This is a genomic window from Cupriavidus sp. GW823-FHT07B10 (assembly GCF_058794355.1).
Window position 1 is genome coordinate 86453 of the sequence record NZ_JBXAGS010000011.1, and the last position, 26128, is coordinate 112580.

The window sequence follows — 26128 nt, forward strand, 5'->3', positions numbered from 1 at the left end:
AAAAATAGAGCCGCGCCGAAATCATGTCAAGCACTATATTGCATGAATCTGGGTTAACCCCGGAAGTCGACCTGCATCATGATTCAGATGCACGTGCTGCCAACGGCACTGACAAGAACCCGTTTCTGGTCGCGCTGGGCGAGCGTGTGCGCGAGTTGCGCGCCTGCCGCGGCCTGACCCGAAAGGCCGCCGCGCAGGCCGCCGGCGTGTCGGAGCGGCACCTGGCCAACCTGGAATACGGCAGCGGCAACGCTTCCATCCTGGTGCTGCAGCACATTGCCGATGCGCTGCAGTGCTCGCTGGCCGGGCTGCTGGGCGACATCACCACGTCGTCGCCTGAATGGATCCTGTTGCGCGAACTGCTGGAGCACCGCGACGAAGCCACGCTGCGGCGCGTGCGCATTGCCGTGGGCGAGATGCTCGGCACGGGTGGCGAGAATGCCGGCCAGGCTGCGCGCAGCCCGCGTGTGGCGCTGATCGGGCTGCGCGGCGCCGGCAAGAGCACGCTGGGCGGGATGCTGGCCGAAGACCTCGACTTCCCCTTTATTGAGCTGAGCCGCGAGATCGAGAAGTTTGCCGGCTGCAGCATCTCGGAGATCCAGGGCCTGTATGGCATGAACGCCTATCGCCGCTACGAGCGGCGCGCGCTGGAGGAAGCCATCCAGATCTATCCCGAGGCCGTGATCGCCACGCCCGGCGGCCTGGTCTCTGATCCGGCCACCTTCAACCTGTTGCTGGCCCACTGCACCACAGTCTGGCTGCAGGCGGAGCCGGAAGACCATATGGAGCGGGTGCGCGAGCAGGGCGACTTCCGCCCGATGGCGGCCAGCAAGGAGGCGATGGAGGACCTGCGCCATATCCTGGCCGGGCGCGCGGCCTTCTATTCCAAGGCGGAGTTCTCGCTGGACACCAGCGCTCAGCCGCTGGAACCCACATTTGCCGCGCTGCGCGAGCTGGTACGCCAGGCCTTGCGCATGCCGTTGTGACGGCAGGGGCGCAATAACCCGGCATCCGGAGCGGTGACCCGCATCTCTTGAAAGATCTGCACAATAGTGCTTGCAGGAAATCTGATTTATGAACTATAGTTCGTGTTACCAGATTCCTGTTCATGCATGATTGTGCAGTTTCGCAGAGGAGACACCGCCGTGACCACCGCCCCCCGCGTCGATTACCAGACCGCCCCCGCCCAATACAAACACCTGAAGCTGACGTTCGACGGCCCCGTCGCCACGCTGGCGGTGGACATCGACGAGAACGCCGGCCTGCGCCCCGGCTACAAGCTCAAGCTCAACAGCTATGACCTCGGCGTCGACATCGAACTGAACGACGCGCTCAACCGCGTCCGCTTCGAGCACCCGGAAGTGCGCACCGTGGTCGTCACCAGCGGCAAGGACAAGGTGTTCTGCTCCGGCGCCAATATCTTCATGCTGGGCGTCAGCAGCCATGCGTGGAAGGTCAACTTCTGCAAGTTCACCAACGAGACCCGCAACGGCATCGAGGACTCGTCGCAGCACAGCGGCCTGAAGTTCCTGGCCGCGGTCAACGGCGCGTGCGCCGGCGGCGGCTATGAACTGGCGCTGGCCTGCGACGAGATCCTGCTGGTGGACGACCGCTCGTCGGCCGTGAGCCTGCCGGAAGTGCCGCTGCTGGGCGTGCTGCCGGGCACCGGCGGCCTGACCCGCGTGACCGACAAGCGCCATGTGCGCCATGACCTCGCCGATATCTTCTGCACCACCACCGAAGGGGTGCGCGGCCAGCGTGCCAAGGACTGGCGCCTGGTCGACGATATCGCCAAGCCCGCCGTGTTCGCGCAGAAGGTGCAGGAGCGCGCGCTGGCGCTGGCCGCGCAGAGCGATCGTCCGGCCGATGCGCAGGGCGTGGCGCTCGAGCCGATCGAGCGGACGATCGAAGCGGATGCGCTGCGCTATATGCATGTGACGGTCGAGATCGATCGCGCCGGCCGTACCGCGACCTTTACCGTGAAGGCACCCGTCGGTGCGCAACCGCAAAGCATCGAGGAGATCGTCGCCGCCGGCGCCGCCTGGTACCCGCTGCAACTGGCACGCGAACTGGAAGACGCGATCCTGTCGATGCGCACCAATGAACTGGACATCGGCACCTGGCTGATCAAGACCAGCGGCGACGCCGCCGCGGTGCTGGCCACCGACGCCGCGCTGCTGGCGCACAAGGACCACTGGCTGGTGCGCGAGACCATCGGCCTGCTGCGCCGCACGCTGAGCCGCCTGGATGTGTCGTCGCGCAGCCTGTTCGCGCTGATCGAGCCGCAATCGTGCTTTGCCGGCACCTTCCTGGAACTGGCGCTGGCCTGCGACCGCAGCTACCACCTGGCGCTGCCGGACGACGAGGAGCGCGCGCCGAAGATCACCGTGGCGGAAGTCAATTTCGGCCTGTACCCGATGGCCACCGGCCAGAGCCGGCTGGGCCGCCGCTTCTACGACGAGCAGCCCGCGCTGGACGCGGTGCGCGCCAAGGCCGGCCAGCCGCTGGATGCCGATGCCGCGTATGCGCTGGGCCTGGTCACCGCCAACCCCGACGACATCGACTGGACCGACGAAGTGCGCATCGCGCTGGAAGAGCGCGTGGCGATGTCGCCCGATGCGCTCACCGGTATGGAAGCCAACCTGCGCTTCAACGGCCAGGAAAACATGTTCACCCGCATCTTTGGCCGCCTGACCGCATGGCAGAACTGGATCTTCCAGCGCCCCAACGCGGTGGGCGACAAGGGTGCGCTCAAGGTCTACGGCAAGGGCGACAAAGCCGCCTTCGACTGGAACCGCGTCTGATCCAGCCTTACACGACAACCGAATCGTCCCCTGAAGGAGACCACAATGTCCGGCATCAACTACAGCGACAAGATCCCCAACAACGTCAACCTGAGCGAAGACCGCACCCTGCAGCGTGCGCTCGAGCAATGGCAGCCCAACTACCTGAGCTGGTGGAACGACATGGGGCCGGAAGGCTCGCACAGCCATGACATTTATCTGCGCACCGCGATCAGCGTCGATCCGCAGGGCTGGGCCCACTTCGGCCACGTCAAGATGCCGGACTACCGCTGGGGCATCTTCCTGAACCCGGCCGAGGCCAACCGCAAGATCCATTTCGGCGACCACAAGGGCGAAGACGCCTGGCAGGACGTGCCCGGCGAATACCGCGCCAACCTGCGCCGCATCATCGTGACGCAGGGCGATACCGAACCGGCGTCGGTCGAGCAGCAGCGCCACCTGGGCCTCACCGCCCCCAGCATGTACGACCTGCGCAACCTGTTCCAGGTCAACGTGGAAGAGGGCCGCCACCTGTGGGCGATGGTCTACCTGCTGCACAAGTACTTCGGCCGCGACGGCCGCGAGGAGGGCGAGGCCCTGCTGGAGCGCCGCAGCGGCCAGCAGGACAATCCCCGCATCCTGCAGGCGTTCAACGAACAGACCCCGGACTGGCTGTCGTTCTTCATGTTCACCTACTTCACCGACCGCGACGGCAAGTTCCAGCTGTGCGCGCTCGCGGAAAGCGCCTTCGATCCGCTGGCGCGCACCACCAAGTTCATGCTGACCGAAGAAGCGCACCACATGTTCGTGGGCGAGTCCGGCGTGTCGCGCGTGATCCAGCGCACCTGCCAGGTGATGAACGAACTCAAGACCGACGATCCCGCCAAGCTGCGCGCGGCCGGCGTGATCGACCTGCCGACGCTGCAGCGCTACCTGAACTTCCACTACAGCGTCACCATCGACCTGTTCGGCGCCGATGAGTCGAGCAACGCCGCCACCTTCTACAGCACCGGCCTCAAGGGCCGCTACGAAGAAGGCAAGCGCATGGACGACCACGTGCTCAAGGGTCAGACCTACCGCATCCTGCAGGCGCAGAACGGCCAGCTGACCGAGAAGGAAGTGCCGATGCTCAACGCGCTCAACGAAGTGCTGCGCGACGACTACATCAAGGACAGCATGGGCGGTGTGGAGCGCTGGAACAAGGTCATCGAGAAGGCCGGCATCCCGTTCCGCCTGAAGGTGCCGCACAAGGCCTTCCACCGCAATATCGGCGCGCTGGCGGGTGTCAAGGTATCGCCGGACGGCCGCGTGATCTCTGACGCCGAATGGCGCGACTTCCGCGACCAGTGGCTGCCCAGTGAAGGCGACCGCGCCTTTGTCGCCAGCCTGATGGGCCGCGTGGTCGAGCCGGGCAAGTTCGCCAACTGGATTGCGCCGCCGGTGATGGGTATCAACCGCCAGCCGGTGGATTTCGAGTACGTGCGGTTCAACTGAGCCACGGCCTTACCCTTTGCTCCCTGTTTGCTCCCCTCTCCCGCTTGCGGGAGAGGGGCCGGGGGAGAGGGCAGGCGCGTCCATGAAGCGCCGCTGCAACAACGACCCTCACCCCGAACGCCCCTGATCCTGTGGAGACCGCCATGGACATGGCAGAAATTCAAGTCATCAAGCAGCACCTGATCGATCCCGAGATCTGCATCCGCTGCAACACCTGCGAAGCGACCTGCCCGGTGGGCGCGATCACGCACGACTCGCGCAACTACGTGGTCGATGCCGACAAGTGCAACCTGTGCATGGCCTGCATTTCCCCGTGCCCGACCGGCTCGATCGACAACTGGCGCGCCATGCCGAAGCTGCGCGCCTACAGCATCGAAGAGCAACTCAGCTGGGACACGCTGCCGGAAGAGCTGACGCCCGAGCAACTGGCCGACCTGGCGCCCGGCGCCGAGCTGCAGACCGCCGCGCCGGAGGTTCCCGCCGCGTCGCCGCTGGCCGGCACCGGCGAAGACGCCGTCAACAGCGCCCGCTACGGCGCCACCGTGCCGCCGTGGTCCGCCGCGCATGCCTACACCAACCTGTATGGCGCCAAGTCCGCCAACAAGACCATCACCGCTACCGTGACCGGCAATGTACGCGTGACCGAAGTGGGGCGCGAGTACGACACGCATCACATCGTGCTGGACTTTGGCGCGACCCCGTTCCCGGTGCTGGAAGGCCAGTCCATCGGCATCGTGCCACCGGGCACCGACGCCGGCGGCCGCCCGCACCATGCCCGCCAGTACTCGATCGCCAGCCCGCGCAACGGCGAGCGTCCCGGTTACAACAACCTGTCGCTGACCATCAAGCGCGTGCTGCAGGACCATGACGGCAACCCGGTGCGCGGCGTGGCCTCCAACTACATGTGCGACCTGAAGGTTGGCGACAAGGTGGAGGTGATCGGCCCGTTCGGCGCCAGCTTCCTGATGCCGAACCACCCGCGCTCCAACATCGTGATGATCTGCACCGGCACCGGCAGCGCGCCGATGCGGGCCATGACCGAATGGCGCCGGCGCTTGCGCAAGGCCGGCAAGTTCGACGGCGGCAAGCTGATGCTGTTTTTCGGGGCGCGCACGCAGGAGGAACTGCCGTATTTCGGCCCGCTGCAGAACCTGCCCAAGGATTTCATCGACATCAACCTGGCGTTCTCGCGCACGGCGGGGCAGCCGAAGCGCTACGTGCAGGACCTGATGCGCGAGCGCGCGGCGGACCTGGCAGCGTTGCTGGCGGGTCCCGATACCTGCTTCTATGTGTGCGGGCTAAAGAGCATGGAAGAGGGCGTGGTGCTGGCGCTCAGGGACGTCGCGCAGCAGGCGGGGCTGCAATGGGAGGCGCTGGCTGAAGGGTTGAAGCGGGAAGGGCGGCTGCATCTGGAAACGTACTAGATGCAGCCGCGGGCGCGAACCCCTCAATCCGTATCCTGCTGCGCCTTGTGTTTCGATGCCATCTTGTCCTGCTGCGCCGGCGGCACGTTGTCGTAGTGGCTGAACTGGATGGTATAGCTGCCGTGGCCGCCGGTGATGCTGTTCAGCCGTGACTGGTAGTCGTTGAGCTCGGACAGCGGCACCTGGCCGGCCACCACCACGGCGTTGCCGACCGCGGTGCGCGTGCCGTGGACCTGGCCGCGCTTGGTCGAGAGGTCGCCGATGATGTCGCCCATGGCTGTGCCCGGCGCCGTCACCTCGATGTCGACGATCGGTTCCAGCACGCTGGGCCTGGCCTTGAGCACCGCGTCGATAAAGGCCTTGCGCCCGGCGGTCGCGAACGCGACTTCCTTGGAATCGACCGGATGGCTCTTGCCGTCATACACGGTCACGCGCACGTCCTGCATCGGGAAGCCCGCCAGCGGGCCGCTGTCCAGCACCTGGCGGATGCCTTTTTCCACGGCGGGAATGAACTGGCCGGGAATCGCGCCGCCCTTGACCGCATCGACAAAGTCGAAGCCCTCGCCGCGCGCCAGCGGCTCCACGCGCAGCATCACTTCACCGAACTGCCCGGCGCCGCCGGTCTGCTTCTTGTGCCGGTGATGGCCCTCGGCCTTGCCGCCGATGGTTTCGCGATAGGCAATCTTGGGCGGGCGCGTCACCACCTCCAGCTTGTATTGCTCGGTCAGCCGCTCCAGCGCGCAGCGCAGATGGAATTCGCCCAGGCCGAACACCACGGTCTCATTGGTGCCAACCGGATGCTCGACGCGCAGGCACGGGTCTTCCGCGCTGAGCTTGTGCAGCACTTCGGCCAGGCGCTGCTCGTTGCCGCGCCGCGCCGGTTCGATCGCCAGCCCGTAGATGGGAGTTGGGAACTCCAGCGGCGTCAGGTGGATATTGCCGTCCTCGGTGGCGTCGTGCAGCACGGCATCGAAGCCCAGTTCGTCGACCTTGGCCACTGCGCAGATATCGCCCGGGCCGGCCCGCGGGATCTCCTGGGTCTCCTTGCCCTGCAGCCGCAGCAGGTGCGCCACCTTGAACGGCTGGCGCCCGTCGCCGATATAGAGCTGGCTGTCGCGCGTGACCGTGCCCTGGTGGATGCGGAACACCGCCAGCTTGCCGACATAGGGGTCGATCACCACCTTGAAGACATGGGCCAGCACGTGCTTGTCAGGCACGGGCTCGGCGCGCACGGCCTTGCGGTGTTCGCTGCCATCGCCCGTATCGCGATAGAACAGCGGCGGATTGCCTTCAGTCGGGTTGGGCAGCAGTTGCACGAACACGTCGAGCAGTTCCGTGATGCCGGCGCCGGTGGCGGCCGAGGTAAAGCAGATCGGCACCAGGTGGCCTTCGCGCAGCGCGCGCTCGAATGGCGCGTGCAGCTGCTCCGGCGTGATCGCCTCGCCTTGTTCCAGGTACAGCTCCATCAGTTCGGGATCGATCTCGATCACCTGGTCGATCAGCGCATCGTGGGCGGCGGGAACAGATAAAAAATCCGACTCGCCGGCCGGATTGAAGAAGCAGTCCACCACCTGGCTGCCGTTGCCGGCAGGCAGGTTGATCGGCAGGCATTCCTTGCCAAAGGCCTCCTGGATGTCCGCAAGCAGCGCGGGCAGGTCGACCTTGTCGCCGTCGATGCCGTTGACGATGATCATCCGGCACAGCTGGCGCGCCTGCGCCCACGCCATCGCGCGGCGCGTGGTCATCTCGATGCCGGTCTGGGCATTGATGACGATGGCGGCGGTTTCCACCGCCGCCAGCGCGCTGATGGCGAGGCCGGAGAAGTCGGGATAACCGGGGGTGTCAAGCAGGTAGATGCGGGTGTCGCGGTAGTGCAGGTGGGCGGCGGCGGTGGTGAGCGAGCGTTTGTACTTGCGCTCGAGCGGGTCGCTGTCGCACACCGTGGAACCGCGTTCGACGCTGCCGGGCGTGTGCAGGGCACCGCCCTTGTGCAACAGCGCTTCGACCAGCGAGGTCTTGCCGCACCCCGCGTGCCCTAGCAAGGCGACGGTGCGGATGGCATCGGGACTATCGTGCATGGTGGCTCTCGTCCGGCAATGGCTGTCCGGGAATTATTGGCGAAATTCGCCGGAAGCGACATACGCGGATGCCCGACTCGGTGCATTGCCTGACGCAAGATGGCCCGCAAGTGGCGAAGCCGGCGCTCGGTCGGCCTCGTTTCGCGTTTCGCACGGCATGCCCGCATTGCAGCAAACCGTGCGCTGGCGCGCTGCAGCAAGATCAGCGGCGCACGTCGTCGTGGTCGGTCGACACCGCCAGCGCCTGCCACGCGGCCAGTTCGCTTTCCACCTTGCGGTTCTTCTCGGTGATGCGGTAGACCGTGTCCGAGCCCAGCGGCAGCCGCACTGGCGGGGTTTCGCTGTCGGCCAGGGTCAGCAGGGCTGCCGCCAGCTTGGCCGGGTCGCCGGGCTGCTGGTGGTTGGCCGAAGCCATGTGCTCGCGCATTGCCCCGACCGTATCGGCATATGCGGCGATCTCGGTGCGCACGCGCACCAGCGAGCTGGCATCGAGGAAGTCGGTGCGGAAGAAGCCCGGCTCGACCACGGTGGCGCGGATGCCCAGCGGCGACAGTTCCGCATCGAGCGCTTCGGTCAGGCCCTCCACCGCGAACTTGGTGGCGCCATAGACGCCCCAGCCGGGATACGCGGCGTAGCCACCGATCGACGAAATGTTGAGGATGCGGCCGCTGCGCTGACGGCGCATCTGCGGCAGCACCGCACGCGTCACGGTCAGCACGCCGAACACGTTGGTGGCGAACTGCTGCTCGACTTCCTCTGCGGAGGCCTCTTCGACCGCGCCGAGCAGGCCGTAGCCGGCGTTGTTGACCAGCACGTCGATGCGGCCGAAGCGGGCCACGGCGGCCTCGGCGGCGGCGATGGCCTGCGCTTCGTTGGTGACGTCCAGCGCCACGCCCACCAGGTTATCGTGCTCGCCCAGTGCGGCGGTGATGGTTTCCGGGCGGCGCGCGGTGGCGACGACCCGGTCGCCGCATGCCAGCGCGGCACGGGTCAGTTCCAGGCCGAAGCCGCGCGAAGCGCCGGTGATGAACCAGACCTTGCTGGCAGCGTTGATGGCGGTGTTGGTGGTGTTGGCGGACATGGTGAATCTCCTTTCAGGGTGCTCGGTTTGACTGCGATGTCTGATGGCGGGGGCCACGGAGACAAATTTAGGCCGGCAACGCCCACAACACTAGGCGGTGCAATCGCGTTTCAATGACAACTATTAGTTTTGAATGGAAGTCCGGCGCGTCGATTGAGAAAGCCTCAACCGTATGGCAGACTCCCCGGCATGGACAAACTGCCCCCACTGAACGCGTTGCGCGCCTTCGAGGCCGCCGCCCGGCACCTCAGCATCACCACGGCCGCCGAGGAGCTGCATGTCACCCCCGGCGCCGTCAGCCGCCAGATCCGCGCGCTGGAGGACGGGCTGGGCGTGCAGCTGCTGCATCGCGGCCACCGCCAGATCTCGCTCACGCGCACCGGCGAGGACTACTACCGCGCCGTGACCAGGGCGATGGACGACCTGCGCGAGGCCACGCGGCGATTGAGCAAGCGCGCCAAGCGCAAGCAGCTGAAGGTGCGCGCCTACACCACCTTTGCCATGCGCTGGCTGATCCCGCGGCTGTCGAGCTTCCATGCCGCCAATCCCGGCATCGAGGTGCTGCTGACGGCGTCGCTCGATCCGGTCGACTTCCGCAAGGAAGACATCGACGGCGCGATCAGGCTGGGTGACGGCAAGTGGAGCGGCGTGAATACCTACCGGCTGGTGTCGAACATCCTGGTGCCGGTATGCAGCCCGGGGCTGCTGGAGGGCGGGCCGAAGGTGAAGAAGCCCGCCGACCTGCAGCACCAGACCCTGCTGCACTCGATCGCGCGGCCCGACGATTGGGCCCACTGGCTCAAGGCCGCGCGCGCCGACAAGGAGGTCGATGCGCGCAGCGGCATGACCTTCCAGAGCTCGGCCATGGCCTATGCGGCCGCGGCAGAAGGGCAGGGCTTCGCGATCGCGCAGCGCTTCCTGGTGGCGGCGGATCTCGACGCCGGCCGGCTGGTGGCGCCATTCCGCCAGACTGTGGACATGGGCGACTTCACCTACTACCTGCTGACGCCTGCCGATCGCAAGGAGAGCCCGAGCATGGCAGTGTTCCGGCAATGGCTGCTGGCGCAGTTTGACGCTCAGGGTTGAGCGCGCTCACGATGCCGCCGCGACCACGTGTCGCTTTTCCTCGATATCGCCGCAGTGGATAGCGCCCCGTGACGACAGCGCGGCGATTTCGTCGCGGCTGTAGCCAAGCTCGCCCAGCACCGCCTGCGTATGCTGTCCGCAAGCTGGTGCCGGCCGCGATGGCAACGCGTTCTCCTGAGCGCTGTTGATCGGGAATCCCGGCATGCGGATCTCGCCCAGCGTGTCGTGCCGGACGCGCTGCACCATGCGGTTGGCGGCCACCTGCGGATGCGCCATGACGTCCTCGTAGGTCGCCACGGGGGCGCACAGAATGTCGGCGTCCTGGAGCAACGCCAGCCATGTGTCGGTCGCGCGGGTGACGAAGGCACTGGTCAGCACCTCCACCATTGCCGCGCGATTGACCACGCGCAGCGGTGAAGTCGCAAAGCGCGGATCGTCGGCCAGTTCGGGCCGGCCCAGCACATCGCACAACCGGCGCCAGCGCTCGGGCATATAGGCGGCCACCATGACCCAGCCATCGGCGGTGCGGAAGGCCTGGTTGGGCGCTGAGTAGGGCGCCGCGCTGCCCACACGTTCCGGCAGTTGCCCGTCGGCGCAGTAGCTGGTGATGGACGACTGCTGCAGCGCCAGCGCCGCATTGAGCAGGTTGACGTCGAGATGGCCGCCCAGGCCGTCGCGGGCCCGCTGCGCGAGCTTCGCCAACACGCCCACGGAGGCCACGTAGCCGGTCATCACGTCGACGACCGGCGCCTGCACCTTGCACGGCTCGCCGTCGGGCAGGCCGATCAGGCTCATCAGGCCGGAATCCGCCTGCATGATGCCGTCGACGCCGGCGCGGCTCGCATATGGTCCCTCCTGCCCGTAGGCGGAGATCGAGCAGTAGATCAGCGCGGGGTGTTCGTCCGCCAGTTGCGCATGGCCAAGGCCGAGGCGTTCCATCACGCCGGGCCGCATGCTTTCCACCACGATGTCGGCACCCACGATCAGGCGGCGGGCCACGGCCACGCCGTCGGCGGACTTCAGGTCGAGCGCCACGCCCAGCTTGTTGCGGTTGAAGCCGTGAAACAGCGCGCTGTCGTTGCCGAGCCAGCCGGGCCCCAGCCCGCGACCCATCTCACCGCCCGGCGGCTCCACCTTGATGACCCTCGCGCCCATGTCGGCCAGCAGCATGGTGCAGGTCGGCCCGGCGCCGATCTGCGTGAAATCGATGACGGTCAGGCCGTCCAGTGCGTCGCGCAACATGTCATGCCTCCGGTAGGGTGCGGGATCGTTTGAACGTGCCTTGCGCGGTCGCCACCAGCACGCCGGCATCGGTGGTCAGCTCCGCCGAGGCGAAGTACAGGCTCTTGCCGGCGCGGGTGAGTTGCGCCGTGGCGCGCAGCCGGCCCGTGCTGGCCTTGCTGAGATAGCTGATCGTCAGCATGACGGTGACCGCGTGGCCGAGCGTGCCGTCCGGGCCGGCGGGCAACCCGGCGTAGCCGCAGGCGGCGTCGAGCAGCGTGGCGGTGACGCCGCCCTGCACGCTGCCCTGCCGGTTCAGGTGGCGTGGCTCGAGGTCGAGCTCGAAGGTGCAGCGGCCGTCGCCGACGCTGGCCAGGCGGATGCCGAGGTAGTCCAGCAGCGGGTTGTCGGTTGACGGCACCGTGGCGGGATGCATGTTCATAAGGCCACCTTGATGCCGTTGTCCTGGATCAGCCGCTGCCAGCGCGCCATTTCCTTGCCGATATAGGTCTTCAGCTCGGCCGGCGACGACGCCTGCGGCTCGAAGCCTTGCTTTGCCATCTGCTCGGCGATGTCGGGCGATTTCAGCGCGGCCACCAGTGCGGCGTTGAGCTTGTCGACCACTGGCTTCGGCGTCTGCGCCGGCGCCAGCAGGCTGTACCACAGCTCGGCGTCGTAGCCGGCGATGCCTGCTTCCGCAAAGGTCGGCAGGTCGGGCATGAGCGCGGTGCGCTTCTTGCCGGCGATGCCCAGCGCGCGCAGTTTGCCGGCGCGCACATACTGGATCGCCGAAGCAAAGGTCGCGAACGAGATCTGCACTTGCCCGCCCATCAGGTCGGTGATCGACGGCCCGGTGCCGCGATAGGGCACGTGCAGCAGTTCGGTCTTGTTGAGCCTGGCAAAGACTTCACCGGCCAGGTGCTGGGGCGTGCCGTTGCCCGGGCTGCTATAGCTGAGCTTGCCGGGATTGGCGCGGGTGTACTGGATAAAATCCTGCAGCGTGCGGAACGGCTGGTCGGGGTTGGCGACCAGCATGATCGGCACTGACGCGATCCGCCCCACCGGCTCGAAGTCGCGTTCGATGCTGAACGGAATCTTCGTGCCGAGAAACGGGTTCATCGTCACCTGGCTGGATGCGATCACCAGCGTATAGCCGTCCGGCGCCGCGTGGGCGACATAGTCGGCGCCGAGATTGCCGCCCGCGCCGGGCTTGTTCTCGATCACGACGGTCTGGCCCAGCAGCTTGCCCATCTTCGGCGCGATCAGCCGCGCGAGGATATCGTTGCCGCCGCCGGGGGCGAACGGCACCACCAGCGTAATCGGTTTTTGCCTGGGGAAGGGCGCCTGCGCCGCGGCGCCCAGCGCCGTGGCTGCCAGCATGCCGGCCAGCGCCACGCGTGCGAATCGGGTAATGCGGGTCATGGTCTGTCTCCTGTCTGTCTGTTTGCGAACGCTTAGCGCCCGGTGTAGCGGGGCTCGCGCTTCTCGGCGAAGGCCTGCCGGCCTTCGGTGCGGTCCGCGGTATCGCGCAGCACGCCCCAGTAGAGTTCGGTCAGTTGCTGGGCGTCGGCTTCGCTGAGGTGGCTGGTCTGGCGCGACAGCTTCTTGACGGCCTGCACCGCCAGCGGCGCATTGGCGGCGATGCGGGTCGCGATCGCCAGCGCACGGTCGAGCAGCGTGGCAGGCGCCACCGTCTCGGTGACCAGCCCGATGCGCGCGGCCTGCGCCGCGTCGATTCGCTCGCCGGTCAGCACCATCTGCATCGCATGCGCCGCCGGCACGGCCTTCAGCAGGCGATGCAGGCCCGAGACAGCGGGGATTGACCCGACCGCGGCTTCGGGCAGGCCGAAGCTCGCTTGTTCTGACGCGATCCGCGCATCGCATTGCAGCGCTATCTCAAGCCCCGCTCCAAGGCAATGGCCGTTGACCGCCGCGATCAGCGGCTTGAACAGGCCCAGGTCGGTCAGGTCCATCAGCCGGATATAGAGCCCCAGGTCGGCGGCCTGCTCCGGCGCGCGGAACAGTGCTTCCGGATAGGTCGCGGGCGAGCTGCGCGTGCCTTTCAGGTCGGCGCCCGCGCAGAAGGCGCGCGTGCCGGCGCCGGTCAGCACCGCCACGCGCAGGTCGTCGCGGTCGCGCACTTCGATGAGGTGCGCGCGCAGTTCGCGCAGCGCGGCCACGTCCAGCGCATTGAGTGCCTCGGGCCGGTCGATCGTTAGCACGGCGACCGCGCCTTCGGTGTGGAGTCGTACGGTCATGGCTTGCCTCCTTACACGCTTGGCGACGACAGGCTGCGGCCGCCACAGACATAGAGCACCTGCCCGGTCACGTAGGACGACTGCGGGTCGAGGAAGAAGCTGACCGCGTTGGCGATATCGTCGGCGGTGCCGATGCGCTGCACCGGGACCGACTTCTGCAGCCGGGCCTGCACGTCGGGCGCGAAGCCGCGGAACAGCGGGGTATCGACGATGCCCGGCGCCACTGCATTGACGGTGATGCCCTTGCTCGCAAACTCGATCGCCAGCGAGCGCGTCAGGCTGACTACGCCGCCCTTGGCCGCGGAGTAGTTAGCCTGTCCGAATCCGCCCAGCCACGCCCGCGACGAGATATTGACCACGCGCCCGTAGCCGCGCTCGACCATGCCGGGCAGCGCCGCGCGGCAGCACAGGAACTGCGAGCGCAGGTTGGTATCGATGACCAGGTCCCAGTCGTCGTCGGTCATCTTCAGGAAGCGCATGTCGCGCACGGCGCCGGCGTTGTTGACCAGGTAGTCGACGCGGCCAGTGCGCGCCTGGATTTGCGCGAAGGCATCGTTGACCGCGGCCGAGTCGGTCAGGTCGGCACTGGCGCCAAAGGCGTTGAAGCCCTCGGCAACCAGCGCACCGACGGCGGTATCGAGCGCGGCGGCGTCGCGGTCGAGCAGGGCCACGGCCAGCCCCTGGCGGGCCAGTTGCGTGGCGATGCCCAGGCCGATGCCGCGCGCTGCGCCGGTGACCACCGCCACATGGGAAGGATCGAAGCGTTGCGTGCCCATCTCAGACTCCCAGCAGGTGGACGGAAGAAGCGGCGTGGTCCACGCCCGCGATGCCGCCGCCGGTGCATTGCGTCAGGCCGATGCGGGTACCCGCCACCTGGCGTTCGCCGGCGCGGCCTTGCAGCTGCCACAGGATCTCGACCATCTGCGCCACGCCGGTGGCGCCCAGCGGATGCCCCTTGGCCAGCAGGCCGCCGCTCGGGTTGACCGGCACGCGCCCGCCCAGGCGCGTCGCGCCGGACTTGAGCATCGCCACGGCATCGCCACGCGGCGCCAGGCCGAGGGCTTCGTAGTAGAGCAGTTCGGCGATGGTGAAGGCGTCGTGCAGTTCGACCACGTCGACGTCCTGCGGGCCGAGCCCGGCCTGTTCGTAAGCCTGGCGCGCGGCGCGCGCGGTGATCTCGGCATCGAGGATATCGTCGTCGGCCTCCTCGCGCATGCCCGACACCACTACAGACGACAGCACCTTCACCGGCCGCGCCTGCGCCGGCCGGCGCGTGCTCAGCACCACCGACGCCGCGCCATCGACCTGCGACGGGCAGCACTGCAGCAGCGTCAGCGGGTCGGCGATCATGCGCGAGGCCAGCACTTCCTCGACCGTGGTGGTCTTGCGCTGCTGGGCATACGGGTTCAGCGAGCCGTGGTAGCGGTTCTTCACGGCCACTTCAGCGAGGTCGGACGGATTGGCGTCGCGCTCGTGCAGGAAACGCGTGCCGCGCATCGCATACACCGCGGGCAGTACCATGCCGGACTTCGCATAGAGGTCGGTCTTGTGGTCATTGCGCTGCAGCGGGATGGTGCCGCCGCCGAGCGCGGTCAGCTGCTCGATGCCGAAGACCAGCACCGTGTCGTATTGCCCGGCCAGCAGCGCGTGCCGTGCCAGGTGCACGCCGGTGGCGCCGCTGGCGCAGGCGTTCTCGACGTTGTAGACCGGGATGCCCTTGAGCCCCAGATCGCGCACGATCAGCTGGCCGAGGATCATGCCGCCCAGGACGTTGGCGCAGTAGACCGCCTGGATGCGGCCGGCCGGCACGTCGGCATCGGCCAGCGCCTTCAGGATTGCCTGTTGCGCCAGCTCCGGCGCCAGCACGCCGGGGTGCCGGCCGAACGGCGTCATCGCGCCGCCATGGATGTAGATGTCCTGCATCTTGCTTACCTCTCCTTCTCTCGATCGATCAGACCGTGACGGCCTCGAAGACATAGCCCAGCTCGGCGTCATGCCGCTGCGCGTAGCGTTCGCCGATGACCGGACGCGCCGCGCCCTGCAGGCGGCCGAAGATTCGCACCGGCCCGACGAAATCGACATAACCCAGCGCATACGGAGCCAGTCCGCTCTTGGGCGCGGGATGGATCACGGTGAAGCTGTAGAGCACGCCCGTGCCGGTGATGGCGACGGTCTCGTGGCCGTCCGCCAGCGGCGAGTCGGCGGGCAGCGCCGGGAAGATCCACTCGCCGGTGGCGCGGTCACGCGAGGCGAGCAGGTGGGGGACGGGTTCCGCGCTCCAGAGCGGATAGGGCTGGTCTGACATGGCTGTCTCCTGTGGGTTGGCCTTGGCGTAATAGTTGTCGTCGGCGGCCTGCGCGACAAACGATATTTCCGGCGTTTTCGGTTGAGAAAAAGTCAAACGAAAAGGCGAGGCAGGGCGTCTGGAAAAGCGCTTTGTCCGGGGATTGGAGTCAGCCGTTCAGGGCTCGTCCTGCCGCGTTGCGTCGACTTCGGACCGGGCGATCACACCCACGCCGATGCGCCATTCAAGGCCGTGCCGCGCAGGCGCGGATTGCCTTCGACCGCACGGGCACCCTCGGTGTACGGATCGAACTTTCGCCCCGGCGTGGCCGAGACCCCGCTGCGGTCGAGCCCGGCGACGAGCGCAGTGGCGCCACTGTCATGCGCGCCTTCGGAGAAGGTGTCGAAGCGGCCCTGCCGCTGGCCGTCGGTGAACACGTCATGCGTGCGCGCTGCCACGCTGGCGGGCGCGCTGTTGCCGGCTTGCGCGGCATTGGCGTTCTGGAGGGAGACGGCGGCCACCAGCGAGATGGCGGCGGGAACAAGGGTGCGTGCGAGTTGGGCAATCATGATGTCGCTCCTGGAGACTGGTCATCAAAGAAAGAGGCGGACGGTGGCTGCTGCGCGTTTCCCGGTGTGGTTCCGGGGATGGCGCTGTGCAGCCGCCGTTGAGACCAATTTAGGCGTGGAGCGAACGTCGCACTAGAGAGTGGAATGGCGTTTCAATAGCAACTTCTGGTTGTCTGTGCTGCGGGGTAGCAGGCTCAGGTCACGACCCCGACCAGCCGTGACAGCGACTGCTCCGCGCCCCGGCCCGCCTCCACCACGAAGTCGATGAAGCGCCGGACCCGCACCGGCATCTGGCTGCGATGCGGGTAGTACATGTACATGCCGACATTGCTGCTGCTGTACCCCGGCAGGATCGCCTTCAGCCGCCCGCTCACGAGGTCGGCGTGGATCATGTAGGCGGGCAGCTGGCCGATGCCCATGCCGGCGCGCACCGCTTCGACCTCGGTTTCCACGTCATTGAAGCTCGCCACGGCAGGCACCTCCTGGTAGATCAGGTCGCCGTCCACCTGCAGCTCCCACGGCACCATGCGCCCGGTCGCGGGGCGGCGGAAGCCGGTGCACTGGTGCTGCGGCAAGTCGTCGAGGGTGGCCGGCTCGCCGTGCCGCGCCAGGTAATCCGGCGCCGCGCAGATGACCAGCGGCAGGTCGCACAGCCGCCGCGCCACCAGGTTCTGGCCGGGGCTGGTGCCGACGCGGAAGCCGACGTCGATCTTGGCTTCGACCAGGTCGGTGAAGAGGTCGCTCAGCACTACATCGAAGGTGATGCCGGGGTATTGTTCGCGAAAGCCCCGCACCAGCGGGACCAGCACGCGGCTGCCGAGCGACGGCGGAGCGGTCAGGCGGATCAGACCGTCGTTGTCGCTCTTGCTGCTGCGGACCTGCTCGAGCGCTTCGTCGAGCTGGCGCATGCCCGGCGCGGCCAGCTCGAACAGGCGTGCGCCTTCTTCCGTCAGGCTGAGCTTGCGCGTGGTCCGGTGCAGCAGGCGCACGCCGAGATGATCCTCCAGCGTGCGCACGGCCTTGCTGGCGGCCTGCGGGGTGACGCCAGCTTCCACCGCGGCGCGGTGGAAGCTGCCGGCGCGTACCACGCCGAGGAAGAGGGTGAGGACACGGGCCTTGTCCATGACTGGCAACGGATGGTGGAGAATGCCGCCATCATAGTGCCGATTTGGGGACAACCGGCGGGCGTGGGCCGCCACAGACCCCGTGCCTGTGAATTGCGGATAGAGCGAACAGAGCGGATTGAGCGGGCAGAGGCGTCTACTTCAGCTCGCAATGCATGCACAGCCCTGGCGGTATGCCTGCAATCCTGAGCGTGTGCGACGCGCGGACTTCAGCGGGAAGGTTCTCCGCGGAGACCAGCTGGAAGCCATAGCGGGCGAAATGACTCGGGCAATTGCTGGTCGCCAGTACGGCGCGACGCACGCCCTGTGCGCGCGCCCGCATCAATACCGCGGAGACCAGGTGAGTCGCCACCCCGAGCTGGCGATATTCGGGAAGGACGGCCACAGACCGGATGACGACGAGATCGTCGTATCGTTCGGCGCCGGCGCATCCAACGATGCGGCCTTCCAGCACGGCAACATGGAAAGTCTCCAGATGCGCTTCGATTTCGTGCTCGTCCAAGCCGCATTGCGCGAGAACCTTCGAAATTGCCGGCAGATCTTGCGTGCCCGCAGAACGAATGCGTAGATCTTTGATCATGATGAAGCCTGTCGCCGGCGGTCCTTGACGCGTGGGCGGATACGGAGTGTTTTGGTGTTGGGGGGAGAAAAGTACCTTATCAATCCCCGGCAGCCTAGGTTTTCGTACACTAGAAAACCCTAGGTCTTCGGGTAAGCCCTTAGAGAAATACATTTCAAAATCGCGTCGAGCCTGCGGATCCCCGCCGACGCCGTCAGTTTGGGCGGCGTCGGCGGCATGTCTCGCACTTGCCGGACTAGTGCTCGACCAGGTGCTCGATGCGGATCGGAAGCTCCCGCACGCGCTTTCCCGTTGCGTGAAACACGGCGTTGGCCACGGCCGGCGCCACGCCCACCAGCGCGATTTCACCTAACCCCTTGACGCCCAGTTCGTTCACATGGGGATCGACCTCGTCGACAAAATGCGCTTCCAGCCCGTGGATATCCAGGTTGACGGGCACGAGGTAATCCGCCATGTGCGCATTCACCGGCCGGCCGTCCCGCGGATCCAGCGCGGTTCGCTCCATCAGCGCCATGCCGATGCCGCCGACCATCCCGCCCGTGCATTGGCTGGCTGCGAGCCGCGGATTCACGATACGACCCGCGCCATAGGCGCCGACCACGCGCCGGACACGGATCGTGCCGACATCGGGATCGATGGCGACTTCGACGAACACGGCACCGAAGGCATGCATGGAAAACCGGCTGCGCACCTCGCCATCCGGGCCTGCCGTGGCGCTCGCTTCGATGGCGCCGTCCGTGCGATCCGCGCGCGCCTGGCGCTGGTCCAGCGCGGCAATGCAGGCCGCGCGCACGGCCGAGCCGACGGACGCGAGGGTCATCGAGCCCCCGTGCGGCGGGGTAGGTGGGAAATCCGAACGGCCAAGGCTGAAGCGCACGCTGTCCATCGGCAGGCCCAGCGTCTCGGCGGCAATCTGCGTGATCGAGGTGTAGGTGCCGGGCCCCATGTCGCTGGCGGCGGCTTCGACTTCGGCCGTTCCGTCGGCAAGCAGGCGCACGCGGGCGCTGGCCTGGCCGTGGAAGACCGGGTAGCTGGCACAGGCCATCCCCCAGCCGATATGCAGGCGGCCGTCCCGCATCGAGCCGGGCGAGAGCGTGCGGCGGGACCAGCCGAACGCGTCGGCGCCGCGTTCGTAGCAGGCAAGCATGGAGCGACTGGAGAACGGCAGTTGCATGCCCTCGTCGAGCCCGGGTTCATTGCGCCGCCGCAGTTCCAGCGGATCCATCTCGAGGGCGTAGGCCAGCTCGTCCATCGCGCATTCCAGCGCAAAGACGCCGGTGGCCTCGCCCGGACCCCGCATAAAGGTCGGCGTGCCGATGTCCAGCGGCACCAGCCGGTAGCGAGTGCGCACATTGGGACAGCGATAGAGGAACGGCGTCACCGCAGTGAGTGCCTCGGTGAACTGCTCATGGCGGCTGGTTTCGCCGGTGCCTTCGTGCACGATGCCGGTCAGCCTGCCGTCGGGCGTTGCCGACAGCGCAATGCGCTGCACGGTGCGCGGCCGGTGCCCCGTCTGATGGAACATCTGTCGCCGCGACAGCACCAGCTTGACGGGCTTGCCCACTTCGCGCGCGGCGACTGCCGCCAGCGTGACATGCGGCCAGGTGCGCAGGCTGGTGCCGAAGGCGCCGCCGATAAACGGGCAGATGACGTGGACGTTCTCAGCCGGGATGCCGAGGATCGCCGCGATCTCGGCCTGCTCGTTGATCACGAACTGGCTCTTGCTCCAGAGCGTCAGCTGGTCGCCTTGCCAGGCGGCAACGGTGGCGTTCGGTTCGATCGGGAAGTGATTTTCTCGCGCGGCATCGTAGGTGGCGTCGATGCTGACGGCAGCCGCCGCCAGCGCGGCCTCGGGGTCGCCGCGGACCCGGTCCGCCGAATGGGGGCCTGGTTCGCGTCCCGCCTCCGGCACCACGGCTTCGGCGCGCTGGTCGAGCGGGTCGGAGACCGGTGATTCCTCGGCATAGCGAATCAGCAGCAGGCAGGCCGCATGCTCGGCCTGGTCCAGCGTCTGCGCCACGACCACGGCAACCGGCTGGCCATAGAAGCGGACGTGATCGTCCTGCAGGACATGCAGACGTTCGCCGTGTTCCGGATCGATAAAGCCCTTGTGTGGGGCGTACGCCAGTTTCGGCGCGTTTTCGTGCGTCAGTACCGCCAGTACCCCTGGCAGTCGGCGCGCGGCTTCGGCGTCGAGTGCGATCACGCGACCGAGTCCGATCGAAGCGCCCACGATCACCGCGTAGGCCTGTCCTGGCTGGTTGAAGTCGGCGGCATACCGCGCGCTGCCGGTCACCTTGGCGCGCCCGTCGACGCGGGCATGCGGCTGGCCGATATGGTTTGCGTTCATCTGCCTTCTCCTGCGAGTTCGAGGGCCCGTACCACCGTTCGTTGCAGCAGCGCGACCTTGTAGCGGTTGCCTGGCAGCGGGGTGGCGCCTGCAATCGTGGTAAGCGCTGCCGCCTCGAAGCTCGCGCGCGTGGGCGGCCTGCCTTGCAGCGCGAGTTCGGCCGCGCGCATGCGCCATGGCCGGGTGCCCACGCCACCGCATGCGAGGCGAGCGGCCTGGATCACGCCATCCCTGACCTCGAAGGCTGCCGCGGCAGATACCAGGGCAAACTCATACGAGGCCCGGTCCCGCACTTTCAGATAGCGCGCAGTCCGTGCATAGGCGAGCGGTGGAACTCGCACCTCGGCAATGAGTTCTCCGGCCTGCAAGGTGTGTTCGAGATGCGGCGTGGTTCCGGGCAGGCGGTAAAGGTCTTCCACGCGGAAATGGCGCGCGCCGTGCGGACCCCGTACGTGGACCACCGCGTCCAGCGCGACCAGGGCAACCGCAAGGTCGGACGGATGCGTTGCGGAGCAATGGTCGCTGGCGCCCAGGATGGCATTGCCCGCGTGCAACCCGTCGATGGCCGCGCAGCCGCTGTCCGGGGTGCGCTTGTTGCAGGCGGCATCGAGCATGCGGAAGTAAGGACAGCGCACGCGCTGGAGCAGGTTGCCGCCGATGCTGGCCATGTTTCGCAACTGGGGAGAGGCGCCCTCGACCAGCGACTCGGCGATCACCGGGTGGAGCCGGCAAACGTCGGGATGCGCGGCGACATCGGACATGCGGGCCAGCGCGCCGATGACCAGCTCGTCGCCCTCCATGCGGATATGGTTCAGCGGCAGCGCGTTGATGTCTACCAGTTGCGTGGGCTGTTCCACGTGCTCGCGCATCAGGTCCACCAGCGTGGTGCCGCCGGCGATGAAGCGGGCCCCGGCCGCGGCCGCCGCCAGCGCTTCAGCTTCCGAGCCGGCTTTCTGCAGTGTGAACGGGATCATGGCAGCATCCTCCCGCCGACCTCGGCGATCGCCGCGACGACCCCCGGGTAAGCCCCGCAACGGCAGATATTGCCGCTCATCCAGAAGCGCACATCGTCGGCGGAGGTGGCATGACCCTCATTGATGCAGGCGACGCCGGACATGATCTGGCCTGCGGTACAGAATCCGCATTGGAAGCCATCGTGCGCGATAAACGCGGCCTGTAGCGGATGCAGCTCGCCGTCGGCCGACGACAGGCCTTCGATCGTGCTCACGTGGGCGTCGTTGTACATGGCGGCCAAAGCCAGGCAGGCGTTGATCCGGCGCCCGTCCACCAGCACCGTGCAGGCCCCGCACGCGCCCTGGTTGCAGCCCTTCTTCGTGCCCGTGAGGTCCAGGCGCTCGCGCAGTACGTCAAGCAGGGATTCGCGCGGATCGATATCGAGGCGATGCAGCGTGCCGTTGACCGTCAGGCACAGCGGCATGCGGGTTGAGCCGTAGCTATCGCCAGGCTGTGGTTGGCTTGCGTCGGAACGAACAGAACTGGACATAGTCGACATTCCTCTTTGCATAGCCCGGATGATTCGGGCGGTTGGGGACAGGGACTTCGCCCGGGCCTGCGCCAGCTTCGGCAGCGAACTGCCGGAACGACTGGGGGCGCATTCTGCAAGTCTCTGCAGGTTCGGCCTGACACTGGCCTGCCTCGGGACCGGAAGGTGTGTGGCTGCCTCGGACTGGTGGGACAGTCGTTGAAACGCTACAGGCACCGGCGGTCATCGCAATAGAACGTGGTTGCGCTGCGGTGGACGATTCTTGCGCTGACTCGTTGGATGATAGGTATGAAAAGGAGGACCAGCCGGCATGGCTTGCGTCAGGTCCCGCGGATTGTGCGGGCCGCTTTACTTCAACCGGATAAATTCATATGCTTTCATGCGCAGCGGGGACCTGGCCCTTGCCCCGACGCTACCGTCGTGGGCCCTTGCGGGGTATGTGCCTATGCGATCGCCGACGAGACATGGCGTGATCGATGCGGAGTTGCCGGTTCGTCCCGATGTCAGCAGCAGCGGACGCCCGTGGGCTGGCATCACCGTGCAGATCCATCACTGGCGCTCGGCCGGATCGGTGTCCTCTCCGGAGCTGGACCACGACATGCTTGCGATGCGACTCGCGGGACACGCCAGGCTTGAGCAGCGGCGACTGGGCCAGGTGCATCGCGGCATCGTCGTTCCCGGCAATATCAGCCTGCACCCGCGGCTGGTCGAATCCAGCTGGAGTTGGGACAGGCCCGGTTCCATCGTCATTGCGAGGATTCCGCAAAGCCTGCTGGCCGAAGCCGCTGATGCCACGATCCGCCAGCCACGCGCCGCGCACAGGCTCCGCAATTGCTTCGGGCAGCGCGACGGCTTCGCCGAGACCATTACCTTTACGCTGGCGCGAGAGATCCAGGCGGTCGCGCATCCGGCGCAAATGCTGATCGCCGAGTCCCTTTCCTGCGCGCTGTCGGCGCATCTAGTGCATCGCTTCAATGTCAGTGACCCGGGCGCCTCGTCACTTCCCGGCGGGCTCCATCCGCAGGCCCTCAGCAGGGTCCTGGACTATATCCACGGTACACCGGAGGCGGTGAAGCTGCAGGCGCTGGCGGATATGGCCAATGTCAGCCGCTTTCATTTTGCGCGCATGTTCAAGCGCAGCATCGGCGAAACGCCGATGGCGTATGTCGAGCGCGTTCGCTTGCTGCGCGCGCGCGAGATGATCCGCTCGGGAGACTATTCGTTGGCATTGGTTGCCACGCTTGTCGGTTTCGCCGACCAGTCTCACTTTGGACGGCGGTTCAAGCGGCATTTCGGATGTACGCCGGGTGAATTTGCCGGGCATAAGGATGCCAGTCAGGGAGCCGCTCTTTAGGCTGTCATGGGGCGGCGGTGGCCATGGCCGGTCCGGCGCCCGTCACCTGCCTCGGGGATTTCATCCATTCCGACGACGCCTTGAACCCTTCGCCATGTGAACAATGTCCCACCCCCCAAGGAGACAATCACATGACAAAGCATCCATTCGACCTGAGCGGCAAAGTGGCACTGGTGACCGGCGGCAACGGCGGCATCGGCCTGGGCATTGCCGAAGGGCTGGCCGCGGCCGGCGCCGATATCGCGATCTGGGGCACGAATGCCGACAAGAACGCTGCCGCTGCCGACCGCCTGGCCCAGCATGGGCGCAAGGTGCATACCGAGCTTTGCGACGTCGGCGACGAGCAGGCGGTCGATGCTGCAATGCGGCGCACGGTGGCGGCGCTGGGGCGCATTGACGGCTGCTTTGCCAATGCCGGCGTGGGCAGCGGCAGCAAGGGGCCGTTCGACCAGATGCCGACCGAGGCCTGGCGCAGGACCATGCGCGTCAACCTGGACGGTGCCTTCTTCACGCTGCGCGCCGCGGTGCGGCAGATGCTGGTGCAGGGCGAGGGCGGGGTGCTGTGCAGCACGGCCTCGGTCGCGGCGATTGAAGGCGCGCCGCGCTCCGAGCACTATGCGGCCACCAAGGGCGGCGTGATCTCGATGATGCGGGGGCTGGCGGTGGAGTACGCGCGCAAGGGCATCCGCGCGCACTCGATCCTGCCGGGCTGGATCAGGACCGAGATGACCAGCGTGGCCCAGGGTAACGATGCCTTCCAGGAAATGGTGCACAAGCGCGTGCCGATGCGCCGCTGGGGTGAGGGTAGTGACTTCGCCGGGATTGCGGTGTACCTGATGAGCGCGGCGTCGGCCTACCACACGGGCGATACCTTTGTGATCGACGGGGGCTACACGCTGTTCTGAGGCGGGCCAGAAGCGTGGGCGCGCCAGGCGGCACGCCCACGCGCGAGTTACAGCACGTCGTCCTTCAGGTGATACCAGTGGTACAGCACCCGCTGCCCCATCCTCCGGAACGGCGCGAACATCTGCGATTCCACCATCTCCCGCACATTCGGGAACGGCAGCGGCGAACGGAAGATCGGCAGTTCTGGCAGCGCGGCAGCCTTGCCAGCAATCAACGCCGCCAGCCGCTTGCCAGCCTGCGCGGAGTACATCACGCCATTGCCGCCGTACCCCATTGCGTAATAGATCGACTGCGCCGGATCCGGCTGCGTGATACGCGGCATCATGTCGTGGCTGACATCGACCCAGCCCCACCACGAGTAATCGACCTGGATCCCCTGCAGCGCCGGGAACTTGCGGTGCATGTCGCCGATCAGCTTCTGCTTGTACTGCTCCTGCGGCGCGTCGTTGCCGGTGATGGCGCTGCGGCTGCCGATCTGCAGGCGGCCGTCTGGCATCAGGCGGTAGTAGTGGCGCAGGATGCGGGTGTCGGTGATGACCTGCGTGGTGCGGAAGTTGCACGCGGCCAGTTCGCTGGCCGTGAGCGGGCGCGTGACGATGGAGTTCGACAGGATCGGGAACAGCCGGTTCTTGAGCTCGCGGTGCAGCGTCTGCGAGGTATAGCCGCCGGTGGCCACACCCACCGCACGGGCGCGCACGATGCCGCCGGGGGTGCGCAGGTAATGCACGCCGTTACGCGTTTCCCAGCCGGTCACCGGGCTGGACGGATGCACCCTGGCGCCCAGCTCGCGCGCGCGGCGCAGGTAGCCGAAGGCGAGCTTGCCGGCGTGGATGCCGATGCCTTCGGGCTCATGCATGGCGCCCGCGGCTTCCTTGTCGTCGACATACTCGCGCCGCACGGTGTCGGCGTCCATGATCCGTGCGTCGTACTTGAAGACTTCGCGCAGGAGCTTGGCTTCCTTCTCCAGCGCCGGCATCACCTTGGCGCGGTGCGCGATATACAGGTGGCCGCCGGGCTGCGGGTCGCAGTTGATGTCTTTGATCAGGCCCTTGAAGGTCTCCATGCCGTCGCAGACTTCCTCATGCAGGCGCAGCGCGGTATCCAGGCCGTAGCGCTGGATCCACTGCGAGCGCTTGAGCCGCCCGGACGCGCATTGCGCCTGGCCGCCGTTGCGCGTGCTGCAGCCCCAGCTGACGCGGTTGGCTTCGAGCACGGTGGCCTTGATGCCGTATTCCTGTGCCAGGAAGATGGCGCAGGTCAGGCCGGTGAAGCCCGAGCCGATGATCGCCACATCCACGTCGATGTCGTGCGTGATCGGGCCGTCGTCGGCGGGCGGCTCGCCCGCGGTGCCGATCCAGTAGGTGGGCGCGTACTCGCGGCCGTGGCCGGGATTGGGGGTGTGCAGCGGGTCGTAGGCGGGGTCGTACGGGCGGGCGGGAGCGGTGGACTGCTCGCCGGCAAGGAGGCTGCGGGGGGCTACGGCTTGCATGGCGCGTCTCCTCGGTCAGGCTGCGGGCGCTACGACGGGCGGGCGATCCTTGCGGTACGCGTTCTTGACCGCGATCTTGCCGTCGCGGAAGGTGAAGACGTCCACCATGCGCGCCTCGATGCGGGCGCCGTCGGCACGGGTGCCGCGGAAGGTGGATTCGCTCACGCCGCGGTCGCCCACGACAAAGTGGTCGCCATCGACCCACTGCGCGTCAGGGAAAGTCTGCCAGGCCAGCAGGAAGCCTTCGCGCACCGCGTCGTGGCCGATAAAGCTGCGGCCCAGCAGCTCGGGCCCGGCCACGCCGTGGAAGGCGCAGTCATCGGCCATGAAGCCCATCAGGGCCTCGATGTCGTGGCGGTTCCAGGCGTCGTTGAAGGCCTGCAGCAGTTCGATGCCGGCGGCGGTGTTGTCCTTGGACATGGGTTGGTCTCCTGAGTGTTGTCTGCCGGTCCGTGGGGAACCGGCCATGACTCGAGGATAGGGAAGCCGCGCGCGGCGCTGTAGCGCCAGTTCGGGACAATCGCTTGGGCCAGCGGCGGCAGA

General features: G+C 67.1%; 24 protein-coding genes. 7 read left to right on the forward strand and 17 right to left on the reverse strand.

The window, feature by feature from the left end; translation table 11 throughout:
- Positions 1 to 23: 23 nt before the first annotated feature.
- The 4 genes from AC1Q6V_RS22140 to boxA all read left to right on the forward strand — a co-directional run bounded on the left by AC1Q6V_RS22140 (position 24) and on the right by boxA (position 5701).
- Entirely contained in the window at positions 24 to 986 is a 963-nt protein-coding gene (locus AC1Q6V_RS22140) for a helix-turn-helix transcriptional regulator (RefSeq protein ID WP_011617543.1), read from the forward strand.
- Between the two features lie 159 nt (positions 987 to 1145).
- Positions 1146 to 2804 carry a 2,3-epoxybenzoyl-CoA dihydrolase gene (gene boxC / locus AC1Q6V_RS22145; RefSeq protein ID WP_010812844.1) on the forward strand — a complete coding sequence of 553 codons (1659 nt, stop codon included), beginning with the start codon at positions 1146 to 1148 and terminating at the stop codon, positions 2802 to 2804.
- A 45-nt stretch (positions 2805 to 2849) separates the two neighbouring features.
- Entirely contained in the window at positions 2850 to 4277 is a 1428-nt protein-coding gene (gene boxB, locus AC1Q6V_RS22150; protein ID WP_010812845.1) for a benzoyl-CoA 2,3-epoxidase subunit BoxB, read from the forward strand.
- 143 nt (positions 4278 to 4420) lie between these two features.
- A complete protein-coding gene (gene boxA / locus AC1Q6V_RS22155; protein ID WP_058696522.1) occupies positions 4421 to 5701 on the forward strand; it encodes a benzoyl-CoA 2,3-epoxidase subunit BoxA in 1281 nt (426 codons plus the stop codon).
- Positions 5702 to 5724: 23 nt separating this feature from the next.
- On the opposite strand, the gene fusA is transcribed toward boxA, so the two are convergent.
- Complete coding sequence (gene fusA / locus AC1Q6V_RS22160; RefSeq protein WP_010812847.1) at positions 5725 to 7779, reverse strand: elongation factor G; 2055 nt, start codon at positions 7777 to 7779, stop codon at positions 5725 to 5727.
- A 202-nt stretch (positions 7780 to 7981) separates the two neighbouring features.
- Positions 7982 to 8860 carry an oxidoreductase gene (locus AC1Q6V_RS22165; RefSeq protein ID WP_454749695.1) on the reverse strand — a complete coding sequence of 293 codons (879 nt, stop codon included), beginning with the start codon at positions 8858 to 8860 and terminating at the stop codon, positions 7982 to 7984.
- A gap of 189 nt (positions 8861 to 9049) precedes the next feature.
- Here AC1Q6V_RS22165 and gcvA point away from each other — a divergent pair, with 189 nt between their 5' ends.
- A complete protein-coding gene (gene gcvA / locus AC1Q6V_RS22170) occupies positions 9050 to 9946 on the forward strand; it encodes a transcriptional regulator GcvA (RefSeq protein WP_454749694.1) in 897 nt (298 codons plus the stop codon).
- A 6-nt stretch (positions 9947 to 9952) separates the two neighbouring features.
- Here gcvA and AC1Q6V_RS22175 read toward each other — a convergent pair whose 3' ends face one another.
- From AC1Q6V_RS22175 to AC1Q6V_RS22235, 13 genes are all read right to left on the reverse strand, one after another.
- A complete protein-coding gene (locus AC1Q6V_RS22175; RefSeq protein ID WP_454749693.1) occupies positions 9953 to 11188 on the reverse strand; it encodes a CaiB/BaiF CoA transferase family protein in 1236 nt (411 codons plus the stop codon).
- 1 nt (position 11189) lies between these two features.
- Positions 11190 to 11609, reverse strand: a complete 420-nt coding sequence (locus tag AC1Q6V_RS22180) for a PaaI family thioesterase (protein WP_010812851.1) — start codon at positions 11607 to 11609, stop codon at positions 11190 to 11192.
- Complete coding sequence (locus AC1Q6V_RS22185; RefSeq protein WP_010812852.1) at positions 11606 to 12589, reverse strand: tripartite tricarboxylate transporter substrate binding protein; 984 nt, start codon at positions 12587 to 12589, stop codon at positions 11606 to 11608. Before AC1Q6V_RS22185 ends, AC1Q6V_RS22180 begins: the two co-directional genes overlap by 4 nt.
- A gap of 32 nt (positions 12590 to 12621) precedes the next feature.
- Complete coding sequence (locus tag AC1Q6V_RS22190; RefSeq protein WP_454749692.1) at positions 12622 to 13425, reverse strand: enoyl-CoA hydratase/isomerase family protein; 804 nt, start codon at positions 13423 to 13425, stop codon at positions 12622 to 12624.
- 11 nt (positions 13426 to 13436) lie between these two features.
- A complete protein-coding gene (locus AC1Q6V_RS22195) occupies positions 13437 to 14201 on the reverse strand; it encodes an SDR family oxidoreductase (protein WP_010812854.1) in 765 nt (254 codons plus the stop codon).
- Position 14202: 1 nt separating this feature from the next.
- Positions 14203 to 15348 carry a thiolase family protein gene (locus AC1Q6V_RS22200; protein WP_454749691.1) on the reverse strand — a complete coding sequence of 382 codons (1146 nt, stop codon included), beginning with the start codon at positions 15346 to 15348 and terminating at the stop codon, positions 14203 to 14205.
- Between the two features lie 28 nt (positions 15349 to 15376).
- Positions 15377 to 15730, reverse strand: coding sequence for a Zn-ribbon domain-containing OB-fold protein (locus AC1Q6V_RS22205; RefSeq protein WP_010812856.1), 354 nt, complete (start codon positions 15728 to 15730; stop codon positions 15377 to 15379).
- A gap of 200 nt (positions 15731 to 15930) precedes the next feature.
- Positions 15931 to 16278 (reverse strand): hypothetical protein, encoded by a 348-nt coding sequence (locus AC1Q6V_RS22210; protein ID WP_058696519.1) that lies wholly within the window; start codon positions 16276 to 16278, stop codon positions 15931 to 15933.
- A gap of 194 nt (positions 16279 to 16472) precedes the next feature.
- Complete coding sequence (locus AC1Q6V_RS22215; protein WP_010812858.1) at positions 16473 to 17402, reverse strand: LysR family transcriptional regulator; 930 nt, start codon at positions 17400 to 17402, stop codon at positions 16473 to 16475.
- Positions 17403 to 17538: 136 nt separating this feature from the next.
- Positions 17539 to 17982, reverse strand: coding sequence for a GNAT family N-acetyltransferase (locus AC1Q6V_RS22220; protein WP_010812859.1), 444 nt, complete (start codon positions 17980 to 17982; stop codon positions 17539 to 17541).
- Positions 17983 to 18217: 235 nt separating this feature from the next.
- Entirely contained in the window at positions 18218 to 20332 is a 2115-nt protein-coding gene (locus tag AC1Q6V_RS22225) for a xanthine dehydrogenase family protein molybdopterin-binding subunit (protein ID WP_058696518.1), read from the reverse strand.
- Positions 20329 to 21306: an FAD binding domain-containing protein gene (locus AC1Q6V_RS22230; protein ID WP_010812861.1), complete on the reverse strand. Its 978-nt coding sequence runs from the start codon at positions 21304 to 21306 to the stop codon at positions 20329 to 20331. Before AC1Q6V_RS22230 ends, AC1Q6V_RS22225 begins: the two co-directional genes overlap by 4 nt.
- Positions 21303 to 21836: a (2Fe-2S)-binding protein gene (locus tag AC1Q6V_RS22235; RefSeq protein WP_011617534.1), complete on the reverse strand. Its 534-nt coding sequence runs from the start codon at positions 21834 to 21836 to the stop codon at positions 21303 to 21305. The genes AC1Q6V_RS22230 and AC1Q6V_RS22235 overlap by 4 nt, the downstream gene beginning before the upstream one ends.
- Positions 21837 to 22305: 469 nt before the next feature.
- Between AC1Q6V_RS22235 and AC1Q6V_RS22240 the strand changes: the two genes are divergently transcribed.
- Positions 22306 to 23190 (forward strand): helix-turn-helix transcriptional regulator, encoded by an 885-nt coding sequence (locus AC1Q6V_RS22240; RefSeq protein ID WP_454749690.1) that lies wholly within the window; start codon positions 22306 to 22308, stop codon positions 23188 to 23190.
- 131 nt (positions 23191 to 23321) lie between these two features.
- A complete protein-coding gene (locus AC1Q6V_RS22245) occupies positions 23322 to 24095 on the forward strand; it encodes an SDR family NAD(P)-dependent oxidoreductase (protein WP_010812864.1) in 774 nt (257 codons plus the stop codon).
- Positions 24096 to 24142: 47 nt separating this feature from the next.
- Here AC1Q6V_RS22245 and AC1Q6V_RS22250 read toward each other — a convergent pair whose 3' ends face one another.
- Together AC1Q6V_RS22250 and AC1Q6V_RS22255 are read right to left on the reverse strand one after the other, a co-directional pair.
- Positions 24143 to 25585, reverse strand: a complete 1443-nt coding sequence (locus AC1Q6V_RS22250) for an NAD(P)/FAD-dependent oxidoreductase (protein WP_454749689.1) — start codon at positions 25583 to 25585, stop codon at positions 24143 to 24145.
- Positions 25586 to 25600: 15 nt separating this feature from the next.
- Positions 25601 to 26005: a nuclear transport factor 2 family protein gene (locus tag AC1Q6V_RS22255; protein ID WP_454749688.1), complete on the reverse strand. Its 405-nt coding sequence runs from the start codon at positions 26003 to 26005 to the stop codon at positions 25601 to 25603.
- Positions 26006 to 26128 lie beyond the last annotated feature (123 nt).